Source organism: Vibrio sp. RC586 (assembly GCF_000176715.1).
GTDB lineage: Bacteria > Pseudomonadota > Gammaproteobacteria > Enterobacterales > Vibrionaceae > Vibrio.
On the sequence record NZ_ADBD01000010.1, the window covers coordinates 320093 to 336533 of the forward strand.

General features: G+C 46.6%; 16 protein-coding genes. 5 read left to right on the forward strand and 11 right to left on the reverse strand.

Translation table 11 applies throughout. The annotated features are described in order from the left end of the window. Window position 1: 1 nt before the first annotated feature. A complete protein-coding gene (locus tag VOA_RS06560) occupies window positions 2-1705 on the forward strand; it encodes an FAD-dependent oxidoreductase (RefSeq protein ID WP_000161815.1) in 1704 nt (567 codons plus the stop codon). A gap of 192 nt (window positions 1706-1897) precedes the next feature. Here the strand turns inward: VOA_RS06560 and VOA_RS06555 are convergent, their stop codons facing one another. After that, the gene (locus tag VOA_RS06555; protein WP_001102164.1) at window positions 1898-2758 is read right to left on the reverse strand and encodes a LysR family transcriptional regulator; all 861 of its coding nucleotides are present in this window, start codon (window positions 2756-2758) and stop codon (window positions 1898-1900) included. A gap of 98 nt (window positions 2759-2856) precedes the next feature. Here VOA_RS06555 and VOA_RS06550 point away from each other — a divergent pair, with 98 nt between their 5' ends. Together VOA_RS06550 and VOA_RS06545 are read left to right on the forward strand one after the other, a co-directional pair. Continuing rightward, window positions 2857-3921, forward strand: coding sequence for an HlyD family secretion protein (locus VOA_RS06550; protein ID WP_000123144.1), 1065 nt, complete (start codon window positions 2857-2859; stop codon window positions 3919-3921). Window positions 3922-3929: 8 nt separating this feature from the next. Continuing rightward, window positions 3930-4946 carry a DUF2955 domain-containing protein gene (locus VOA_RS06545; protein ID WP_000857066.1) on the forward strand — a complete coding sequence of 339 codons (1017 nt, stop codon included), beginning with the start codon at window positions 3930-3932 and terminating at the stop codon, window positions 4944-4946. Window positions 4947-5059: 113 nt separating this feature from the next. On the opposite strand, the gene VOA_RS06540 is transcribed toward VOA_RS06545, so the two are convergent. The 8 genes from VOA_RS06540 to VOA_RS06505 form a co-directional block, all read right to left on the reverse strand. Further along, on the reverse strand, window positions 5060-5440 hold the full coding sequence (locus VOA_RS06540; RefSeq protein WP_001180703.1) for a VOC family protein: 381 nt from the start codon (window positions 5438-5440) through the stop codon (window positions 5060-5062). Window positions 5441-5562: 122 nt separating this feature from the next. After that, window positions 5563-7305: a lysophospholipid acyltransferase family protein gene (locus tag VOA_RS06535; protein ID WP_009356044.1), complete on the reverse strand. Its 1743-nt coding sequence runs from the start codon at window positions 7303-7305 to the stop codon at window positions 5563-5565. Window positions 7306-7307: 2 nt separating this feature from the next. After that, entirely contained in the window at window positions 7308-7757 is a 450-nt protein-coding gene (locus tag VOA_RS06530; RefSeq protein ID WP_000776797.1) for a hypothetical protein, read from the reverse strand. Between the two features lie 3 nt (window positions 7758-7760). Beyond that, window positions 7761-8204 carry a YHS domain-containing (seleno)protein gene (locus VOA_RS06525; RefSeq protein WP_000878553.1) on the reverse strand — a complete coding sequence of 148 codons (444 nt, stop codon included), beginning with the start codon at window positions 8202-8204 and terminating at the stop codon, window positions 7761-7763. A 10-nt stretch (window positions 8205-8214) separates the two neighbouring features. Then, window positions 8215-8961, reverse strand: a complete 747-nt coding sequence (locus VOA_RS06520) for an NRDE family protein (RefSeq protein WP_000337295.1) — start codon at window positions 8959-8961, stop codon at window positions 8215-8217. Beyond that, window positions 8961-9503, reverse strand: coding sequence for a hypothetical protein (locus tag VOA_RS06515; protein WP_000458432.1), 543 nt, complete (start codon window positions 9501-9503; stop codon window positions 8961-8963). Before VOA_RS06515 ends, VOA_RS06520 begins: the two co-directional genes overlap by 1 nt. 71 nt (window positions 9504-9574) lie before the next feature. Beyond that, window positions 9575-10708 carry a hypothetical protein gene (locus tag VOA_RS06510; RefSeq protein WP_000123668.1) on the reverse strand — a complete coding sequence of 378 codons (1134 nt, stop codon included), beginning with the start codon at window positions 10706-10708 and terminating at the stop codon, window positions 9575-9577. Beyond that, complete coding sequence (locus VOA_RS06505; RefSeq protein ID WP_000417701.1) at window positions 10705-11286, reverse strand: DedA family protein; 582 nt, start codon at window positions 11284-11286, stop codon at window positions 10705-10707. The genes VOA_RS06510 and VOA_RS06505 overlap by 4 nt, the downstream gene beginning before the upstream one ends. Before the next feature lie 245 nt (window positions 11287-11531). On the opposite strand from VOA_RS06505, the gene VOA_RS06500 reads away from it, so the two are divergent. Together VOA_RS06500 and glpD are read left to right on the forward strand one after the other, a co-directional pair. Then, on the forward strand, window positions 11532-11969 hold the full coding sequence (locus tag VOA_RS06500; protein ID WP_000005279.1) for a DUF3069 domain-containing protein: 438 nt from the start codon (window positions 11532-11534) through the stop codon (window positions 11967-11969). A gap of 235 nt (window positions 11970-12204) precedes the next feature. Continuing rightward, window positions 12205-13743 (forward strand): glycerol-3-phosphate dehydrogenase, encoded by a 1539-nt coding sequence (gene glpD, locus VOA_RS06495; RefSeq protein WP_000994103.1) that lies wholly within the window; start codon window positions 12205-12207, stop codon window positions 13741-13743. A gap of 92 nt (window positions 13744-13835) precedes the next feature. Here the strand turns inward: glpD and VOA_RS06490 are convergent, their stop codons facing one another. Together VOA_RS06490 and VOA_RS06485 are read right to left on the reverse strand one after the other, a co-directional pair. Further along, window positions 13836-15398: a methyl-accepting chemotaxis protein gene (locus tag VOA_RS06490; RefSeq protein WP_001145742.1), complete on the reverse strand. Its 1563-nt coding sequence runs from the start codon at window positions 15396-15398 to the stop codon at window positions 13836-13838. 233 nt (window positions 15399-15631) lie between these two features. Then, complete coding sequence (locus VOA_RS06485) at window positions 15632-16255, reverse strand: OmpA family protein (RefSeq protein ID WP_000675199.1); 624 nt, start codon at window positions 16253-16255, stop codon at window positions 15632-15634. Window positions 16256-16441: the final 186 nt, after the last annotated feature.

Sequence of the window (16441 nt, forward strand, 5' to 3'; positions counted from 1 at the left end):
CATGACGAAAATAGTGATTATTGGTGGTGTTGCAGGTGGTGCTTCCGCAGCGGCTCGTGCTCGTCGACTCAGCGAAGACGCTGAAATCATCATGTTTGAACGCGGCCCCTATGTCTCTTTTGCCAACTGTGGCTTGCCATATCACATTGGTGGCGACATCAAAGAACGCAGCAATTTGCTGCTGCAAACGCCAGAGAGTTTTTTAGCGCGTTTTAATGTGGATGTGCGCACCATGAATGAAGTGTTGCGCGTGAATCGTGCGGCAAAAACCATTACCGTACGTAATCTGCTCGACCAATCTGAGTATGATGAAAACTATGATTTTCTGCTGCTCTCTCCCGGTGCAGGCCCTGTCGTGCCACCTATCCCTGGGATTCAAAACCCACTGACTCATTCGCTGCGTAACATTCCAGATATGGATAAGATCATCCAAACACTGCAAATGAATAAGCCAGAACATGCCACTGTCGTGGGTGGTGGTTTTATCGGTCTGGAAATGATGGAAGCTTTCCATCACCTTGGAATCAAAACCACACTGATTGAAATGGCCGATCAAGTCATGACACCGGTCGATCGCGAAATGGCGGGCTTTGCTCACGCTGAAATTCGCGCCAAAGGTATCGACCTGCGTTTAGGCGTGGCTTTGAAATCGGTCGAATACAGACCCACCGCCACGTTACCGAGCACGGAATCGGGTGAATCCCTTGAGCATAAACACGTGGAAGGCGAACTGGATTTGGTGCTCAGCAATGGTGACACCCTAACTACTGACATTTTGATCATGGCGATTGGTGTACGCCCAGAAACCAAACTGGCTGCGGAAGCCGGTTTGCAGCTCGGTGAACTTGGCGGCATTTGGGTCAACGAGCAGATGCAGACTAGCGATCTGGCGATTTACGCGGTCGGTGATGCGGTTGAAGAGAAAGATTTTGTCACAGGCAAGCAAACGCTGGTACCACTGGCAGGTCCAGCCAACCGTCAAGGTCGTATGGCCGCAGATAACATGCTTGGCCGCAACGAAAGCTACCAAGGCACACAAGGTACCGCGATTTGTAAGATTTTTGATTTAGCGGTCGCTTCAACCGGTAAAAACGAAAAGCAACTTAAGCGTGAAGGCATTACTTACGAAAAAGTGTACGTACATACCGCAAGCCATGCGAGCTACTACCCGGGTGCGGAAGTCGTCTCGTTCAAGATGTTGTTTGATCCGCAGACAGGCAAAATCTTCGGCGCACAAGCCGTGGGTAAAGATGGCATCGATAAGCGTATCGATGTGATGGCGGTTGCACAACGTGCAGGCATGACGGTTGAGCAGTTACAGCACCTTGAACTGACCTACGCTCCACCGTTTGGTAGCGCGAAAGATGTGATTAACCAAGCCGCCTTTGTCGCGACTAACCTAATGAAAGGCGATGCTAAAGCGATTCATTTTGATGAGATTGATAGCCTCACCGATGATCAAGTGTTGCTCGATGTGCGTAACCCGATGGAGTTACAAAATATGGGCTACTTGCCCGGCGCAATCAACATTCCTGTTGATCAGTTGCGCCAGCGTATGAATGAGCTACCGAAAGACAAAGAGATCGTGATTTATTGCCAAGTTGGGTTACGCGGTAACGTAGCATATCGTCAGCTGGTCAATAACGGCTTTAAAGCGCGCAATCTGATTGGCGGTTATCGCACTTATAAGTTTGCTAAGGCTTAGTGAGACCTATCACCTATTCGCTGCTTTCGGCTGAGTAGTGAAATCCCTCTCCTCGATGTTGATAAATGCCAATATCGAGGAGATATTTCTTGAAATAAGATTCGGTTTAAATAGCCGCAATACCATTCTAATCACCTCTTCTCGTTATCGTTCAACAGTCATAAGACCTAGCAAAAGCAAAACAGTATCCATTTATTGAAATTTTTCACGGAACAACTCGATAAGCACTTTGACTTTCTGAGGGAGATAAACTGCCGAAGGATAGATTAAGGTCAAATGCTGCTGGGGATGGCGTAAGTTTGGCAACACTTCCACTAAGTTTCCTTCCTCTAACGCTGGCTTTGAATGCACTTGAGGAATAAAAGCAATGCCTTGGCCAGCAATCGCCATCGAACGCAGCAAATGTAAATCGTCCGATTTAAGTGCCAGCGGTAGCCCGGAATCAAGCAAATTCGCGTTATAACGATTGGTAAGCAACCGATGGTGACGTAAATCTTTCACGCTATTGATAGCTGGATACTTTGCTAAATATTCTTTAGATGCCACCAAATGCGAGCGATAAGGCAACAAACTAAACTGCACATAGTTGTCATCACTCACTTTTACCATGTCAGGTAACAATTGAAGATCAAAAGCTTGGCGGCGCAAGTCCACACTTTGCTGATGGTTTTCAATCTCCAAGGCCACCGCAGGGTAACGCCGACTAAATTCGCGAATAATGGCGTTAAATGCCGCCGAAGTCACCAATGCAGAAGGAATAGCCAAACGCACTTTACCGCCAGACGACTGATTATGTTCCAACATGACGGCTAAACCCTGTTGAATATGCGCCATCGGCTGGCCTATCAATTCAATCAAACGTTGGCCGTGTTCGGTCAGCTCGATCGAACGTGTTGTGCGAATTAATAACTGGCAGCCCAGTGCCTTCTCCAATTCTTGCAAACGACGGCTCACTTTTGAACGCTGCAATTGGTGAACTTGTGCCGCGGCACTGATGCCGCCATGCATCACTGTTTGTGTAAAGAGATACAGATCATCAAGATTAACGTTCATTGTCCTACTTTTAGCTCATTAATGTCTTTTTTCACATTCTACTGCACCGCTTTACTCTTCTCTATAATTGCACTCTTTCTTTTTGAATGATAATTACCATGACGGCAGAACATAAATTTCGACTCTGGATGCGCACACTGATTGTCCTATTTATCGTACTATTCTTCTACATCATTTTTGCTGACCAGCACTCCCCAATAACCACAGAAGGACGCGTTCAAGGTTATGTTGTGCAGGTAGCACCTGAGGTTTCAGGCAAAGTCACCCAAGTGCAGATCCGTAACAATCAACAGGTACATCAAGGCGATGTGTTGTTTACGATTGATGCGCGTAAATATCGCATCGCATTAGAACAAGCGGAACTCTCGTTGCAATCAGCCCTAGAGAAAGAAGCAACCCTCTATTCGCAACGCGAAGCTGCTTTAGCCAACATTGCCCGTACGCAAGCCACCTATGACAATGCGCACCGCGAATATTTGCGTTTACAAAAACTCTCGACGCAACAAGTGATTTCACGCTCGGCTCTCGACAATGCCTTTGCTCAAAACCAAGTGGCACACGCCAATCTAAAAGCCGAACAACAGAGCCTGAAAGTGATTGAAGCACAACTTGGAAAGGGTGAAGGGCAAAGCACTGCGGTACGCGTGGCACATAATGGCATTGAAAAAGCGCAGTTGGATCTGGCGAACACCCGAGTGCTTGCCCCTAGCGATGGCGTAGTCACCAATTTGCAATTGGAGGTGGGTAGTATGGCCAATGCCAATCAACCAATGCTGACTTTTATTCCCACTGGTTCACTTTGGGTTACTGGCGATTTTCGTGAAAAATCTGTCGCCAACGTGGATACCAGCTATCACGCCATGGTGGCCTTTGATGCTTACCCCGGCCAAGTTTACGACTTCTCCCTCTCTAGCCGAGACTATGGCGTTGCCGCTGCACAGCAAACACCGAATGGATCTTTAACCAGCGTTGAAATTAACAACCGTTGGGTGCGTGATGCGCAAAGAACTCGCGTCAATCTCGCCAGTGATGCGGTCATGCCAAAAGCGCTTTTTGTTGGCTCGCGCGCCACCATTGTGCTGTATCCACAAGAAAGTACGTTTTGGCGCTGGATGGCGACTTGGCAGATCAAGCTGGCCAGCGTGTTCCACTATTTGTATTAAGGCCGCCGATGAAAACTCAGCGAATTTGGTTTGGCTGCGCCAGCGGCCTTGCCCTAAGTATGCTTTTTGATTGGTCCTACGGTTTTTTTGCCATCATGTTGCCACTGTTCGTTTTAAGCAGAGCAGAGCGTTTTCAAATCACTCCGTTACTGATGGTAGCGTTCTCGGCAGTGTGGACTACATTACAGGCCACCTTTTTGTTGGAATATTTTCAGTTTCACCCTGTGCTGATGACGGTGGCAGTTGGGCTGTTTTTCCTACTCAAATGCATCGCGATGATGAATCCCAACACTTATTTATTCGGCTATATGGGGCTATTGATGGGGTCAATCGTGCTGAATTTTGCTAGCTATGACTTCATCGACATCGAAGACTTTAACGTCAACTTATGGGTCATCTCACTCGCCAATATCGCTATTTGTGCCATGGCATTTTGGCTGTTCCCAGAGCCCAAAAGGGACGAAATGCAGAACGCCATGACAACGCCAGTAAAAAGCGACCTAGATTACATCAGCCAAGTCGCTATGGGATGGATTGTTGCGATGAGTGCCTTTTTGTTGTTTCAAATGGCGGATCTCTACGATTCACTCTCAGCACAAGCTTCTGTCATCATTATTCTGACGCCAATGACATTAGCGGGCTCGATGGCGATGGCAAAAATTCGGGTGATTGGTACCGCACTGGGCTGCCTAGCCGGCTTAGCCGTGCAGTTGATTTTAGGCGGTTGGTACAGCAACGGTTTACTGTTTTGGCTGGCCTTTACCATTGCCATGGGGCCATTTTGTTATTTACTCACTAAAGGCCCGATCAAAAGCGCAATTGCTTTTTCAGCGATGTCCGCACTGGTGGTGCCACTGACCGCCATTGTGCCTGAAACAAAAGACGCCTTCTTTTCCATCTTGTACCGTTTTAGTTCCATCTTCGTCGCCGTCATTGCGACCACCATGTTGATGTGGATCGTGCACCATGGAATACGTGTGATGTCATTGAAACATCATGATGTTCGTGGGTTAGAAGAGAAATAACGCCTTGTTTTGAACAACGATGTTCAACGTTAACGAGCATAAGTGGCATTTTAGGAAAAACAGCAAAAAAGAGATGGTGTATTCCATCTCTTTTCATCGGTTGGGCTAAGGATTTACTGCATAGAATGCAGACCAAACATATTGCTTTCGGTATCCACCGCTAAAGTAATGAAACCAAATTGGCCGATCGACATTTTCGGCGTGTGGACTTGTCCTCCTGCGGCAACAATTCGCTCTTGTTCAACAGCACAATCATCACATGAGAAATAAATCAGTGTTCCGCCTCCACCAGCGCAAATGCCTTCCATTTTGACCAACGCGCCAGATGCGCCATATTTTTCCATATTGGCAGGGAAACTGAACATTTGTATAGGCATCGATGTTGGATTAGGCAGTTCTTCTAGGGAAACCTTCAAGACGGTTTCATAAAATTTCTTTGCGCGTTCCATATCATTGACATAAATTTCAAACCAACCGACCGGGTTATTTTGCATGGTGTCACCTCTGTTTGTTATGCCCCTTACTCGCAGAAATGTGCCTCAAGAGACGCTTTGGGGCTTGATTATCTCCTCAATCACCATAGTCAATTCCTGTCGGTTATGTTGTCTTATGTTTGTTACTCGGCGGCCTTAAGGTAATTTTGTGCCGCTTCTTTGCCCATGTATTTAGCCAACGTTTTCAGTGGTACTTGCTTTAAATTCACTACAATCAAACCATCTAACGCATCGTTAAAAGCTGGATCAACGTTGAAACAGACCAATTTGCCATTCATGCCGAGATACTGGCGCAGCAACACAGGCAGCCCATTGCCCTGCTCCATACGTGCAACCACTTTAGAGAGCAAAGAGACACTGGCGAGTGCGGATAAAAGGCTTTTTTGCCAGAACACTTCGGCTCCAGTACGCAAAGGGGTTGATGGACTAACCAACGCCGCTTTATTTTGATCATAATGATGGATAGATAACGTCGCCGCCATCAGCTGTCGAGCGGCCGGACTGTAATCATTACTGATACTGACCGGGCCAAACAAATGGGTATAACGTGGGTTCAATTCCACGAAACGAGCAATGCCTTTCCACAATAAAAGCAACGAGTTGAGATTGCGTTGATACTGCTCAGCCACCACCGAGCGCCCAAGCTCAATCGCATTATCCAAGGTTGCCAAGAAAGCTTGATCGTAATGAAACAGGCTGCGCGAATAGAGCCCTTGCAGATCCTTTTCCGCCACAATCTTATCCACTAAGCCCATGCGATAAGCGCCAACCAGCTCGCTCTTTTCTCGATTCCAAACGAACAGTTGCCAATAATGCTGATCATAGGCATCCACATCACATGCATGACCACTGCCTTCGCCGACCGCGCGGAAACTGATTTCGCGCACGCGTCCAATCTCCTGCATCATGAGCGGAATTTGGGTTGAAGGTACGCAGTACACGGTGAACTCACCTTGCTCAAGCAAAGTCGCTTGCTTATCCAACTGTGCAAGCTCCGCGATTAACTCAGCTTTGGATACCGGCTCAATCACCGGAGTGGCAAAAGAAATTTTCGCAGGTTCTGCTTGCCCATTAGGACTCATCAAATAGGTGTTGAGCCGCAAATAATTCACCATATCTTCATCTTGAGCGAATTCTTTTAATTCTGCATAAGGGATAGGCTGACCAATACAGAGTGAAATAGTGCTCGCACTCTTATTCAGCAGCTCTCTGCCTAACATGGCAGTACGCAGAAGTGGATGAATTAGCCCCGCGCGATAGAACCAAGCGCTGTTACGGCCATTGATATAAATCGGTACACAGGTCGCCTGACTGCGCTGAATAAACTTGGCGACTGACTGGCTCCAGTCGATATCGCTCAGCTGTCCGGTTTCCTTTTGCGGTGTCGAGACTTCTCCGGCAGGAAACACGATCAATACACCACCTTCAGCAAGGTGACGATGTGCTTCACGAATCCCTCGAGCATTGGTTTTACTCGCTTGTGCGCTATTAAACACATCCACACCAATGAACAACTGCTCAATTTCTGGTAGACGTTTGAGCAGTTGATTGGCAAGCACTTTGACATCTTTACGAACTTGCCCAACCAGATCCGCCAAAATCACCCCTTCGATGGCGCCAAGTGGATGATTAGCAACAATCACCACTGGCCCTTGTGCTGGGATCTGTTCAATGTTGCCCCTATCCACTTGGTAATGCACATTCAGCGCATCAAGGGTATAGCGCATAAACTCAAAACCATCTCGCGTAGTTGGCCTTTGTTGGTAGTAGCGCTCTAGTTTGCTAAGCCCTGTTGCCAGCTCTACTCCTTTCTCTATAACCCCAAATGGAGTGTAGCGAGGCAGCCGAAATGGGTGGGTTTGCATCATTAGATCCCTCCGATCATTCTTTGCAGAGTGCTCTCTGACGAACGCCAGTCACGTACGGTGAGATACACACCGCAGATCCAAACCAAACAGGCCATAGTAAACAATAGCCCGCCATCATTGCCTACCATCTCCCCTGCCTCATTGAATTCAGGCATAGCGATACCAAGTGGAGTGAAAAGGTGGAAAAATATCGCCCCACTCATAATACCGACACTCATTACCGCACCCAGTCCGTGCCAACGAGTGAAAAGTAGAATAGAGGCCACCAACTCAGCGCTGCCAATTAAGTACGCGCCCCAATCACCAAACCATGTAAAACCTGACCATCCCCCTAAGGTTTGAAAAATAAACTGAGTTTCGTAAGAACCAGAAAATTTGTAAAACAGCGATTGCACAAAGACAAAGGCAATGAATATCGCAGGCAGAGTTTTGCTGAGTCGAAGTTTCATGGATTACTCCTTACCGATTAACGCCGGCCAGTTTTTGTTGGCTTGAACGATATGATGTGTGCGATCTTTATCCCACAACCCTTTGATTTTTTTATCGTAGTTTAGATAAAGTTTACCGTCCTCAATCGCCCAATATTGTGGATCTCCTGGGGCAAAATCATTTTTTTCTGATACCGCCCAAGCACAGTAACCGCCAAATTGTGGGGCATACTTTTCAGGATCGCTGACAAACGAATCGAGATTTTGCTGAGAGGCGAAAAACCACTCTGCACCTTTGTACTCGGTCTTAAATTGTGGCAGCCCTTTTACAGGTTTGTTTTCAGTGAAATAAGCGACGGTATCGTAGCCATCCAACGCTTTATTACTGAAAATTCCGGTGTAAATCTGATCCTGAGCCATGCCCAGTGTACTCACGAAAAATAGAATTAAACCTAACCAATATTTCATAGCGAACTCCTTACGATACAAGCGAAATCAATTGAGGAAGTGGATATTGCTGATGTTGCAATATCTGCTCTGCCAGTTGTGTGGGTCGGCCAGAGATATAACTCATCACTTGGTGCCCAGAACTGACCTTAATATGAGTAAAACTCACGGTATGGGCATCCTCTCGCTGCATAGCCACTGAGAGATGCGAAAATTGTGGATGCTGATGACAATGAAATGCCAACAGCTTTTCTGGTGTCACCCCATCAGCCATCATTTGCTGATAAATCTGAGTGCGATAGCGCTGCACTTCTGCAAGCGCCACTCCCGAAGAAAAGAGCGGTGATGATGTCGCACCATACGCAAATTGCTCACCATCCCAAGCGTAAGCCAATACATCTCCGTGCTGCTTGGTGAGCAGAGGATCAAAAGCCAATAAAGTGAGAGGGGCGAAATGAGACAAATTCATCGCCTCAAACGCGAGAGTCACCTGTTCAACAGTGGCCAGCCCTGCAAGGGATTTGAGCAATAAACCGCGACTGATCAACTGCCCAGAGGGGACTTTTCCTTGATAATTATTGAGCAAACAGATCGACAACCCAAACTCATTCACGGCGATCCAACTGCCATGACCTTGTGGATCAAGAGGCATCAATACCGAAGCGCCTTGCAGCTCGTACAAAGCAGGTGGCAGCGCTAATGCACGGCTTTTTTGCTCATCTCGATTGAAAAACACCTGATAACCAGTATCACTTAAATACCAAGTGACGGAGCACATTATGCGTTACCTCGTAAAAAGGTGGCCGTAGCCGGCGCTAAACCAAAGGTACTAGCGGTGTCTAATTCAAGCAGACTGGTCACCACTTTAGCCATCGCAAAATGGTGGTTGGCATGCAGCGCAGCAAACGCCAATTCACGCTCCAAGGTGGAGTGAAAGGTGCAACTTTCGGTTTGCGATAAAGAAACCTCTGTCACCACATCAATCTCTAGCGTTGGAGTAAGCCCATTTTCCGATTCCAGCCACGCAATCAAACCATCAATTTCATTTAATGCCACTTGACGAGAAGACTCCACCGGATGGCCGCGGCGACGCTGGTTATAATCCACCGTCTCAGGCGCCGCACGCAGCGCATGGAAAATATCTAACCAGTGACGAAAATGTTGGCCAATACTGCTACTGACATACGGTTCTGCAAGGTAAGTGTAGTGCTCATCTTGAATCGTATTGAGAAAATCACGTCCCTGCTCTAGCGTTTCAAGGCAACCATGAATGGCAGCTGAGTAACGGTATGGTTGGGCTAAGGTTGTCACAGCAAACATAAAGTCCCCTTCAATGAATTTTGTTTCTGGTTATGCATTTTTAGTCCGTAGTTTCTGAATTGCGGTTTGAATTAGTCGGTTTCCGGATAGTGCTTAATCAACTGTTTTTCTTCCTTCCAAGCTTGTAGTAGTGCACGTAAGCTCGGTGGAGTGTGACCGCGTTTTTTCTGCTCCGCACCAATCGCGTATAGAATTCGGTATTGCTTAAGCAACGTGGAAAAAATTTCATGCAGTGGTGTTTCACGATCCCAAATGTGCGCCGCTTCGCTGCTCGCACCATTGACTTCCAAAATGGTGAACTCCTCACCGCGCATCAGTGCATCTATATTGCTGAATTTCACATCCAATCGACCGTAGTGAAATCCAGGGAAATCATCGAATATCGCATCAAGTTGATGCACAAGTGCCTGCGTGATGTAGCGATTACCATTGCGGAAAATCGAGCCACGGCTATGACTGCCCGCAAATGCCAATTGAAACTCTTCACCAGCAGGAACCACCCAATCAAGCCGTTCGGGATGGCGAGGTAAATAGAGATGTGCCAGCTGTCCCGCTCGTGGGCAAGCCAGAATCAACTCACGCAAAGTGCGCATTCCATCTCCCACCACACTCGGTGCGTATTTCAGGGTCATCGAGATGATTTGACCATGCGCATCGCCAGGAAAACGCACGTAAAAAATACCCGCCTCGGCACGGTACGGTGCTTTTTGCTGCAAAAGAAAACGGGCTTGTGAAGGGAATCGATGCAGATAATCACTAAGCTGCACAGAGTTATGAATGAGTTTCACGCCAACGCCACGGCAACCTAAATCAGGTTTTGCTACCAAGGGATAATTCAGTTCGGCTTGCGCCAAACGCTCAGCAATCAGATCAAGCTGCTCTTGGACTGGCCGCTCGCTCACTGTACAAGTGATAAATGGTGATATCCAACGGCGAGCGTTGTCCCCAGCAAGGCTCAAAATATCGTGTTTGGACTCCCCGACCATGCCACTTAAGCGAATGCTAGGGTTTGCGACCAGAGGCAGACGCCAATCTCGGTAATACAAGCCTTGCACTAAACTTTGCAGCACTACGGGAGTATAAAAAAACCAACTTGGCAAAAACTCGAATGGCGAAATCACCCGCTCCGTATCCACCTCTAATAGTGGCATTCCTGCATTAACTTTATTGTCCGCGATGTAAGAAACAGAAGAGAAGGCGGTCATGCTATTTCCTTAATAACTTTGGCACTGAATACGCGATTAAAACCCAGTAAACACAAAACGAATATCGACAGCCACCACCAGCGATATTCACTGGCTTGAAACCAAGCCTGACTGCCTAATTGGTAAACGGCAAAAAAAACCAATATCGTCCACAATGCAGTCGCGATCAGCACTGCCGTCATAAACAATTGTAGTGGTAGAGCAACATAACCACTTAAAGTAAAGCCCACGGTTCGTAGCCCAGGAATAAATCGAATAAAAAATAGGTTAACAAACGGTCTTTGTAATAACCGGCGCCGTACAATTCGAAAATAAGGGTTAGTCAATAAACGATAGCGAACCGTGCGAAAATAGCGGCAGTAACGTCCAAGGTAATATAAGGCGACATCCCCTGTTGCAATACCCACAAACACAGCCATTAGGGCTAAAGGCAATGAGGTGAGGTGTTGACTGGCTAAACCAGCCGCCGTCACTATCGCTACGTCTTCTAATAAATACGAAAGTAAAACGATGCCAACAAATACCCACAGCGGTGAGCTGCTATGTGCTGAAATCCATTGGCTTAACGCTAACTCCATCAATCAATCCATCATAATTATTCACTCTACCTATTACTCTAGACCGTATCTGTTCAATTAAAATTTCATTGCGCAATAAAATGCGCAAAAAATCGCTCACGCCCTCCAAAAAATGTCGCTCAGACAACGACTATTGGTGGTAAAAGAAGCGATAAACGTGCGCAAAACAGCAATTTGCCGCTGTTGTATTGACATTTTGAGATAAGTTTTTAGCATGGCGTTTTTTACTCAAATGAGAATTTTCCATGTCTGAGACAAACCAAACCGAAACACCAAAAGTGGATCTAGAATCCATCTCTCCTGAACTGCGTCAGGTTCTAGAGTTTGATCAGGTGCCTGAAGCCATGTTCCATATGGTGACTTCAATCCATGAAGTCTCTGAAGAAGTGGTTCGTGAGGCATGGGATTCACTGCCAGCGAGTGCGCAAAACATTCTGGATAACTTTGAGCAGTTCCACGCGCTGATCTCGGTAAGCCAAGCATTTGCAGGCCTAAATGTGATGGAAGAGTTCCCAACACTGAACCTTCCTAAAGACATGAGCGAAGAAGATAAAGACGCGTACCGCGCTCAACTTCTCGACCAAGTGCTGGGCAACTGTGTCAAAGACATGGTTAAGCAGATCAAAAAAGCACGCCGCGACCCAATTCTGAAGCGCGATTTCAAAGACGTGTTCGTGAAATAAGCTTTTCATGCATTTCTCCCTAAGCCCACCATTCACTGGTGGGCTTTTTTATTCCCTCGCATTCGCCTACCACATTTTTCTGTGTCTTTTCTTTGTCGTTTGAAAATGAAAATCCGCTTTCATTTATGATTAAGATCAAATTTTACACAGCAACTATTGCTCTATTGACCTATTTAATGCTTTCATACGAACATTAAAGAACAAAAACGAAAACAATTAAGCTCGGAGAAAGAAAATGAATGCTCGCTCAACACGTTTTTCCCAAGATGAAGTGCTCGATGTAATAATTGTTGGTGGCGGCATTAATGGCGCTGGTATCGCCGCGGATGCTTCAGGCCGAGGGCTTAAGGTGGGTTTATACGATGCCAAAGACTTCGCTAGTGCGACATCCTCTGCTAGCTCAAAACTGGTGCATGGCGGTTTACGTTATTTAGAACATTACGAATTTCGCTTGGTCAGTGAAGCGCTGGCGGAGCGCGAAGTGCTACTCAAAAAAGCGCCGCATATTGTGACACCAATGCGTTTTCGTTTGCCACATCGTCCTTTCTTGCGCCCAGCATGGATGATCCGCGCAGGCCTATTTCTTTATGACAATTTGGGCAAACGCACCTCCCTACCAGCCAGTCACAAAATCACTCTCAAAGCAGGTACTGTAACCAAACCTGAAATGCAAATTGGCTTTGAATATTCCGATTGCTGGGTTGATGATGCGCGCTTGGTGATCCTCAACGCTATGCAAGCTCAAGAACAAGGCGCGGAAGTGCTGAACTACTGCACAGTAGAAAAAGCCAAGCGTATAGGCGATTTATGGCACGTAACCTTACTTGATGAGTTAACTCAGCAGCGCTTTGAGCGCCGTAGTCATGCACTGGTGAATGCAGCAGGTCCTTGGGTAAAACAATTTTTAAACGAGAATGCTCAGGTCAGTTCCCCTTACGGCATTCGATTAATTCAAGGTTCACACATTATCGTGCCGCGACTTCACGATGAGCCACAAGCCTATATTCTGCAAAATGAAGATAAACGGATTGTATTTGTCATCCCTTACTTAGATCAATTTTCGATGATTGGCACTACAGATGTGGAATACAAGGGTGACCCAAGAAAAGTAGCGATCACCGATGCAGAGCGGGATTATTTGATTTCCGTCGTCAATAAGCATTTTATGCGCGAAATTGCGCGTTCAGACATTGTTGCCGAGTTTAGCGGGGTGCGCCCACTGTGCGATGATGAGTCTAACTCACCACAAGCCATTACTCGTGATTACACCTTGTCACTGGATCAGCAAGCGGATGAAGCACCACTACTGTCCATTTTCGGTGGCAAGCTGACGACTTACCGCAAGTTGGGCGAAGCAGCAATGAAGAACCTCGCCCCTTTCTTCCCGCATATGAAAGCGCCTTGGACTGCGGAAGCTCCTCTACCGGGGGGGGAAAACTTTGACTACGCCACCTTAAAAAAACAACTGGTTGTGGCATTTCCTTTTATTACTGAGTCAGTGATTGAGCGTTGGCTGCACAGCTATGGAAGCCGTACCTCACAATTACTTGCCGGAGTGACGGGTATCGAAGATTTAGGCATCGCCTTTAGTGGCGAACTTTATCAAAGAGAAGTGGATTATCTTTGGGATCACGAATTCGCCCGTCACGCACAAGATATTTTCTGGCGTCGAAGCAAGCTAGGCTTGAGCCAAGATAATAGCGTAGTGACCGAAGTAGAAGCCTATCTCCAACAAAAAGCCTTGTCATCTAACACGCTGCAAGCAACCGTTTAAAACGCTCACCATCGCGAAAAGCGGTGACTTATCTATCACTAAAAATGGCCACATAATGTGGCCATTTCTCGACAGAATGGACTGAGTTTGGTCTATTTCTCCGCAAACTGCTTGGCTAACGACCCAAACGCTGCAACTTGCTCACTCATCGCCACTGCCAGCTCTTCTACCGTATGGGTAGCTGCCAAATTTTGAGTGGCGGCACAAGCAATAGAATGGACGTGCTGATTCACTTCTGATGTCAATACGCGCTGATGTTTTGCTGCATTAGCAACGTCACCAATCACGCGTTGCATCTCTCCCATCACACACTCTACGTCACGCAATTGTTGCAAAGTGGTATTGGCTTCTTTTGCACAGTGATCCGTTTGATCTCGACTAGTGATAATGTCACTTCGCCAAGCATCAATCGTACTCAACATCGCATCAATGCTCGTTTGGATCTGCTGCGTTGCTCGCTGGGTACGTCCAGACAGAGCACGAACCTCATCTGCAACCACCGCAAAACCACGCCCCTGCTCACCGGCACGAGCCGCTTCAATTGCAGCATTGAGCGCTAACAAGTTAGTCTGTTCAGCGATTCCACCAATTTCACTCATCAGCAGCCCAACTTGTTGCGCTTGCTCGCTCAATTTAACCGTGGTCAACGTTGCATTTTCCGCTTGCTGTGCCAATCGCTCTAAATTGCGGTGAGTGGTTTCAATGCTCTGCTTGGTTTTATGACAATGTGACTGCACTTGATGAATCAGTTGATCAGCAGATTCAGTGTGACTAGATACCTGCTCTGCGGAATTTTCCACTTCATCGGTAGCTTGCGTTACTGCACGTATGTTGTTGTCCTGCAGTGCCAGTGCTTGATGCACTTCTTGAGTGGTCGAATGCAGTTGGTTAGCAAGTTGACCGAGTGGACATGCAGAATCCATCATTCTGCCAAGTATGGTGCGAATACGTGCTGAAGCCATTTTCAAATGATAATCCGCCACAGAAAACGAGTCAGAACCCGAATAAATCAGCCGACTGATACTGTCATATTCGCTCTGTAATTGTTTCAACTGATGCGGGGTATGCAGTAACTCTTGACGGAACAATAAAGCTAAAACGCCAACGGGCAGTAAACTCGCCAGCCATTGCCACCCTTCACTGACATTGAACCCGTGCGCCAATGCCGGTGACATTAATGCGCCGAGCAAAAGCGCATAGCGCAATGAAGTGTTGAGTTTAAGCTGAAACTGTTTACCCGCTTTTTCCGCAGACAGCAGCGCTTGATACGCTTTAGCTGCCATATCAACCCACTCTCTTTGCGCTTTCACTCGTACCGATTGGTAACCCGCAATCTTACCTTGTTGATAAATTGGGGTAACATACGCATCAACCCAATAATAGCCTCCTGATTTGGTACGGTTTTTCACTATCCCTCGCCACGCATTCCCCTGCTTTAAGTGTTGCCACATGTCGGCAAATGCTGCTTTCGGCATAGAAGCATGACGGACTATGTTGTGATTTTGTCCCAAAAGTTCATCGACTTGGAAACCCGCAATACGGCAAAAGGTCTCATTGCAATAGGTAATAACGCCTTTTAGATCAGTGGTGGAAACCAATTGTTCGTGGTCATTAAGAAGGATTTCTTGTTGAGAAGTGGCTGAATAAACTGGCATTCTTGCGCATTCTTTTATGGTTATTTTTTATGGACGCAAATGTTGCACATTTGCTATCAAAAACTCAATCTTATAAACCAGATGAAATACGCAAACGTGAATTACATCAAAATTAGTAAGGTTAATACTTAGAAAATGTTAAAAAGCGGAGACTCATGCTATGAACCTCCGCCACTTTAGAACTTCTGATTGTTTTCCATAGCGTCTCAATATAAAGACAAATTTGATGAGCACTAATTAGAAGAAAGGATAAAACGCACTTCCACACGGCGGTTACAAGCACGCCCTTTTACTGTGCTATTCGTGCAAGCAGGAACGCTTTCGCCAAACCCACGAGTGTAAATGGCATTTTGTGCAACTCGGCTTTGTACTAGGACCGTTTTTACTGCGCTTGCCCGTCTTTCCGATAATTTATCATTGAATCGTTCCGCACCAGTGTTATCGGTATGCCCTTCCAGTACGATATCAATGCCAGATTCCGATGCTAAGAATCGAGCCATAGAATCCAACCAGCGTTTTGACGATGCCGAGACTTTCGCAGAGCCCGTTTCAAACCGGATGGTATTACTCACCTTGATCATGGGGTAGTCACCAGGAACCACTTCATGGGCAATGCCATTACTCAGCAAAAATTGGCGCAAGTCAGCATAGCTAGAGTGATCCATTCGGGACAATTCACGAGATGCGGTTGATTTACCCGTCACCTCTTGCTGTGGTGCATTTCCCCATTCTGGGTGTCTTACATCAAAATCACCTTTGGGGGCAACATCAAGCAAATTGTCATTAAACATACGGTCGGTCGCGAGTGAACCACACCCTGTCAGTAAAAACACTATGCACACAACCCAGAACTTCATATTAAACACCCAGCCATTAGACTCCCTTATTTTATCGGCACTTTTTGAAAAACTTTATTGTCTATCAACAACAATTTACAAATAGGTTGCTTGCCATCACATAATCCATCGCTAGAATGTCCCTCATTCTTTACTCCCGTTGAGTTGCATACTCTAACCAAGCTGGCAACAGTAGGTTTAAGCGGG

Excerpts from the sequence above, each read along its gene's own strand:
- VOA_RS06560 (WP_000161815.1), top strand. The coding sequence starts at position 2 with ATGACGAAAATAGTGATTATTGGTGGTGTTGCAGGTGGTGCTTCCGCA.
- VOA_RS06555 (WP_001102164.1), bottom strand. The coding sequence starts at position 2,758 with ATGAACGTTAATCTTGATGATCTGTATCTCTTTACACAAACAGTGATG.
- VOA_RS06550 (WP_000123144.1), top strand. The coding sequence starts at position 2,857 with ATGACGGCAGAACATAAATTTCGACTCTGGATGCGCACACTGATTGTC.
- VOA_RS06545 (WP_000857066.1), top strand. The coding sequence starts at position 3,930 with ATGAAAACTCAGCGAATTTGGTTTGGCTGCGCCAGCGGCCTTGCCCTA.
- VOA_RS06540 (WP_001180703.1), bottom strand. The coding sequence starts at position 5,440 with ATGCAAAATAACCCGGTCGGTTGGTTTGAAATTTATGTCAATGATATG.
- VOA_RS06535 (WP_009356044.1), bottom strand. The coding sequence starts at position 7,305 with ATGCAAACCCACCCATTTCGGCTGCCTCGCTACACTCCATTTGGGGTT.
- VOA_RS06530 (WP_000776797.1), bottom strand. The coding sequence starts at position 7,757 with ATGAAACTTCGACTCAGCAAAACTCTGCCTGCGATATTCATTGCCTTT.
- VOA_RS06525 (WP_000878553.1), bottom strand. The coding sequence starts at position 8,204 with ATGAAATATTGGTTAGGTTTAATTCTATTTTTCGTGAGTACACTGGGC.
- VOA_RS06520 (WP_000337295.1), bottom strand. The coding sequence starts at position 8,961 with ATGTGCTCCGTCACTTGGTATTTAAGTGATACTGGTTATCAGGTGTTT.
- VOA_RS06515 (WP_000458432.1), bottom strand. The coding sequence starts at position 9,503 with ATGTTTGCTGTGACAACCTTAGCCCAACCATACCGTTACTCAGCTGCC.
- VOA_RS06510 (WP_000123668.1), bottom strand. The coding sequence starts at position 10,708 with ATGACCGCCTTCTCTTCTGTTTCTTACATCGCGGACAATAAAGTTAAT.
- VOA_RS06505 (WP_000417701.1), bottom strand. The coding sequence starts at position 11,286 with ATGGAGTTAGCGTTAAGCCAATGGATTTCAGCACATAGCAGCTCACCG.
- VOA_RS06500 (WP_000005279.1), top strand. The coding sequence starts at position 11,532 with ATGTCTGAGACAAACCAAACCGAAACACCAAAAGTGGATCTAGAATCC.
- glpD (WP_000994103.1), top strand. The coding sequence starts at position 12,205 with ATGAATGCTCGCTCAACACGTTTTTCCCAAGATGAAGTGCTCGATGTA.
- VOA_RS06490 (WP_001145742.1), bottom strand. The coding sequence starts at position 15,398 with ATGCCAGTTTATTCAGCCACTTCTCAACAAGAAATCCTTCTTAATGAC.
- VOA_RS06485 (WP_000675199.1), bottom strand. The coding sequence starts at position 16,255 with ATGAAGTTCTGGGTTGTGTGCATAGTGTTTTTACTGACAGGGTGTGGT.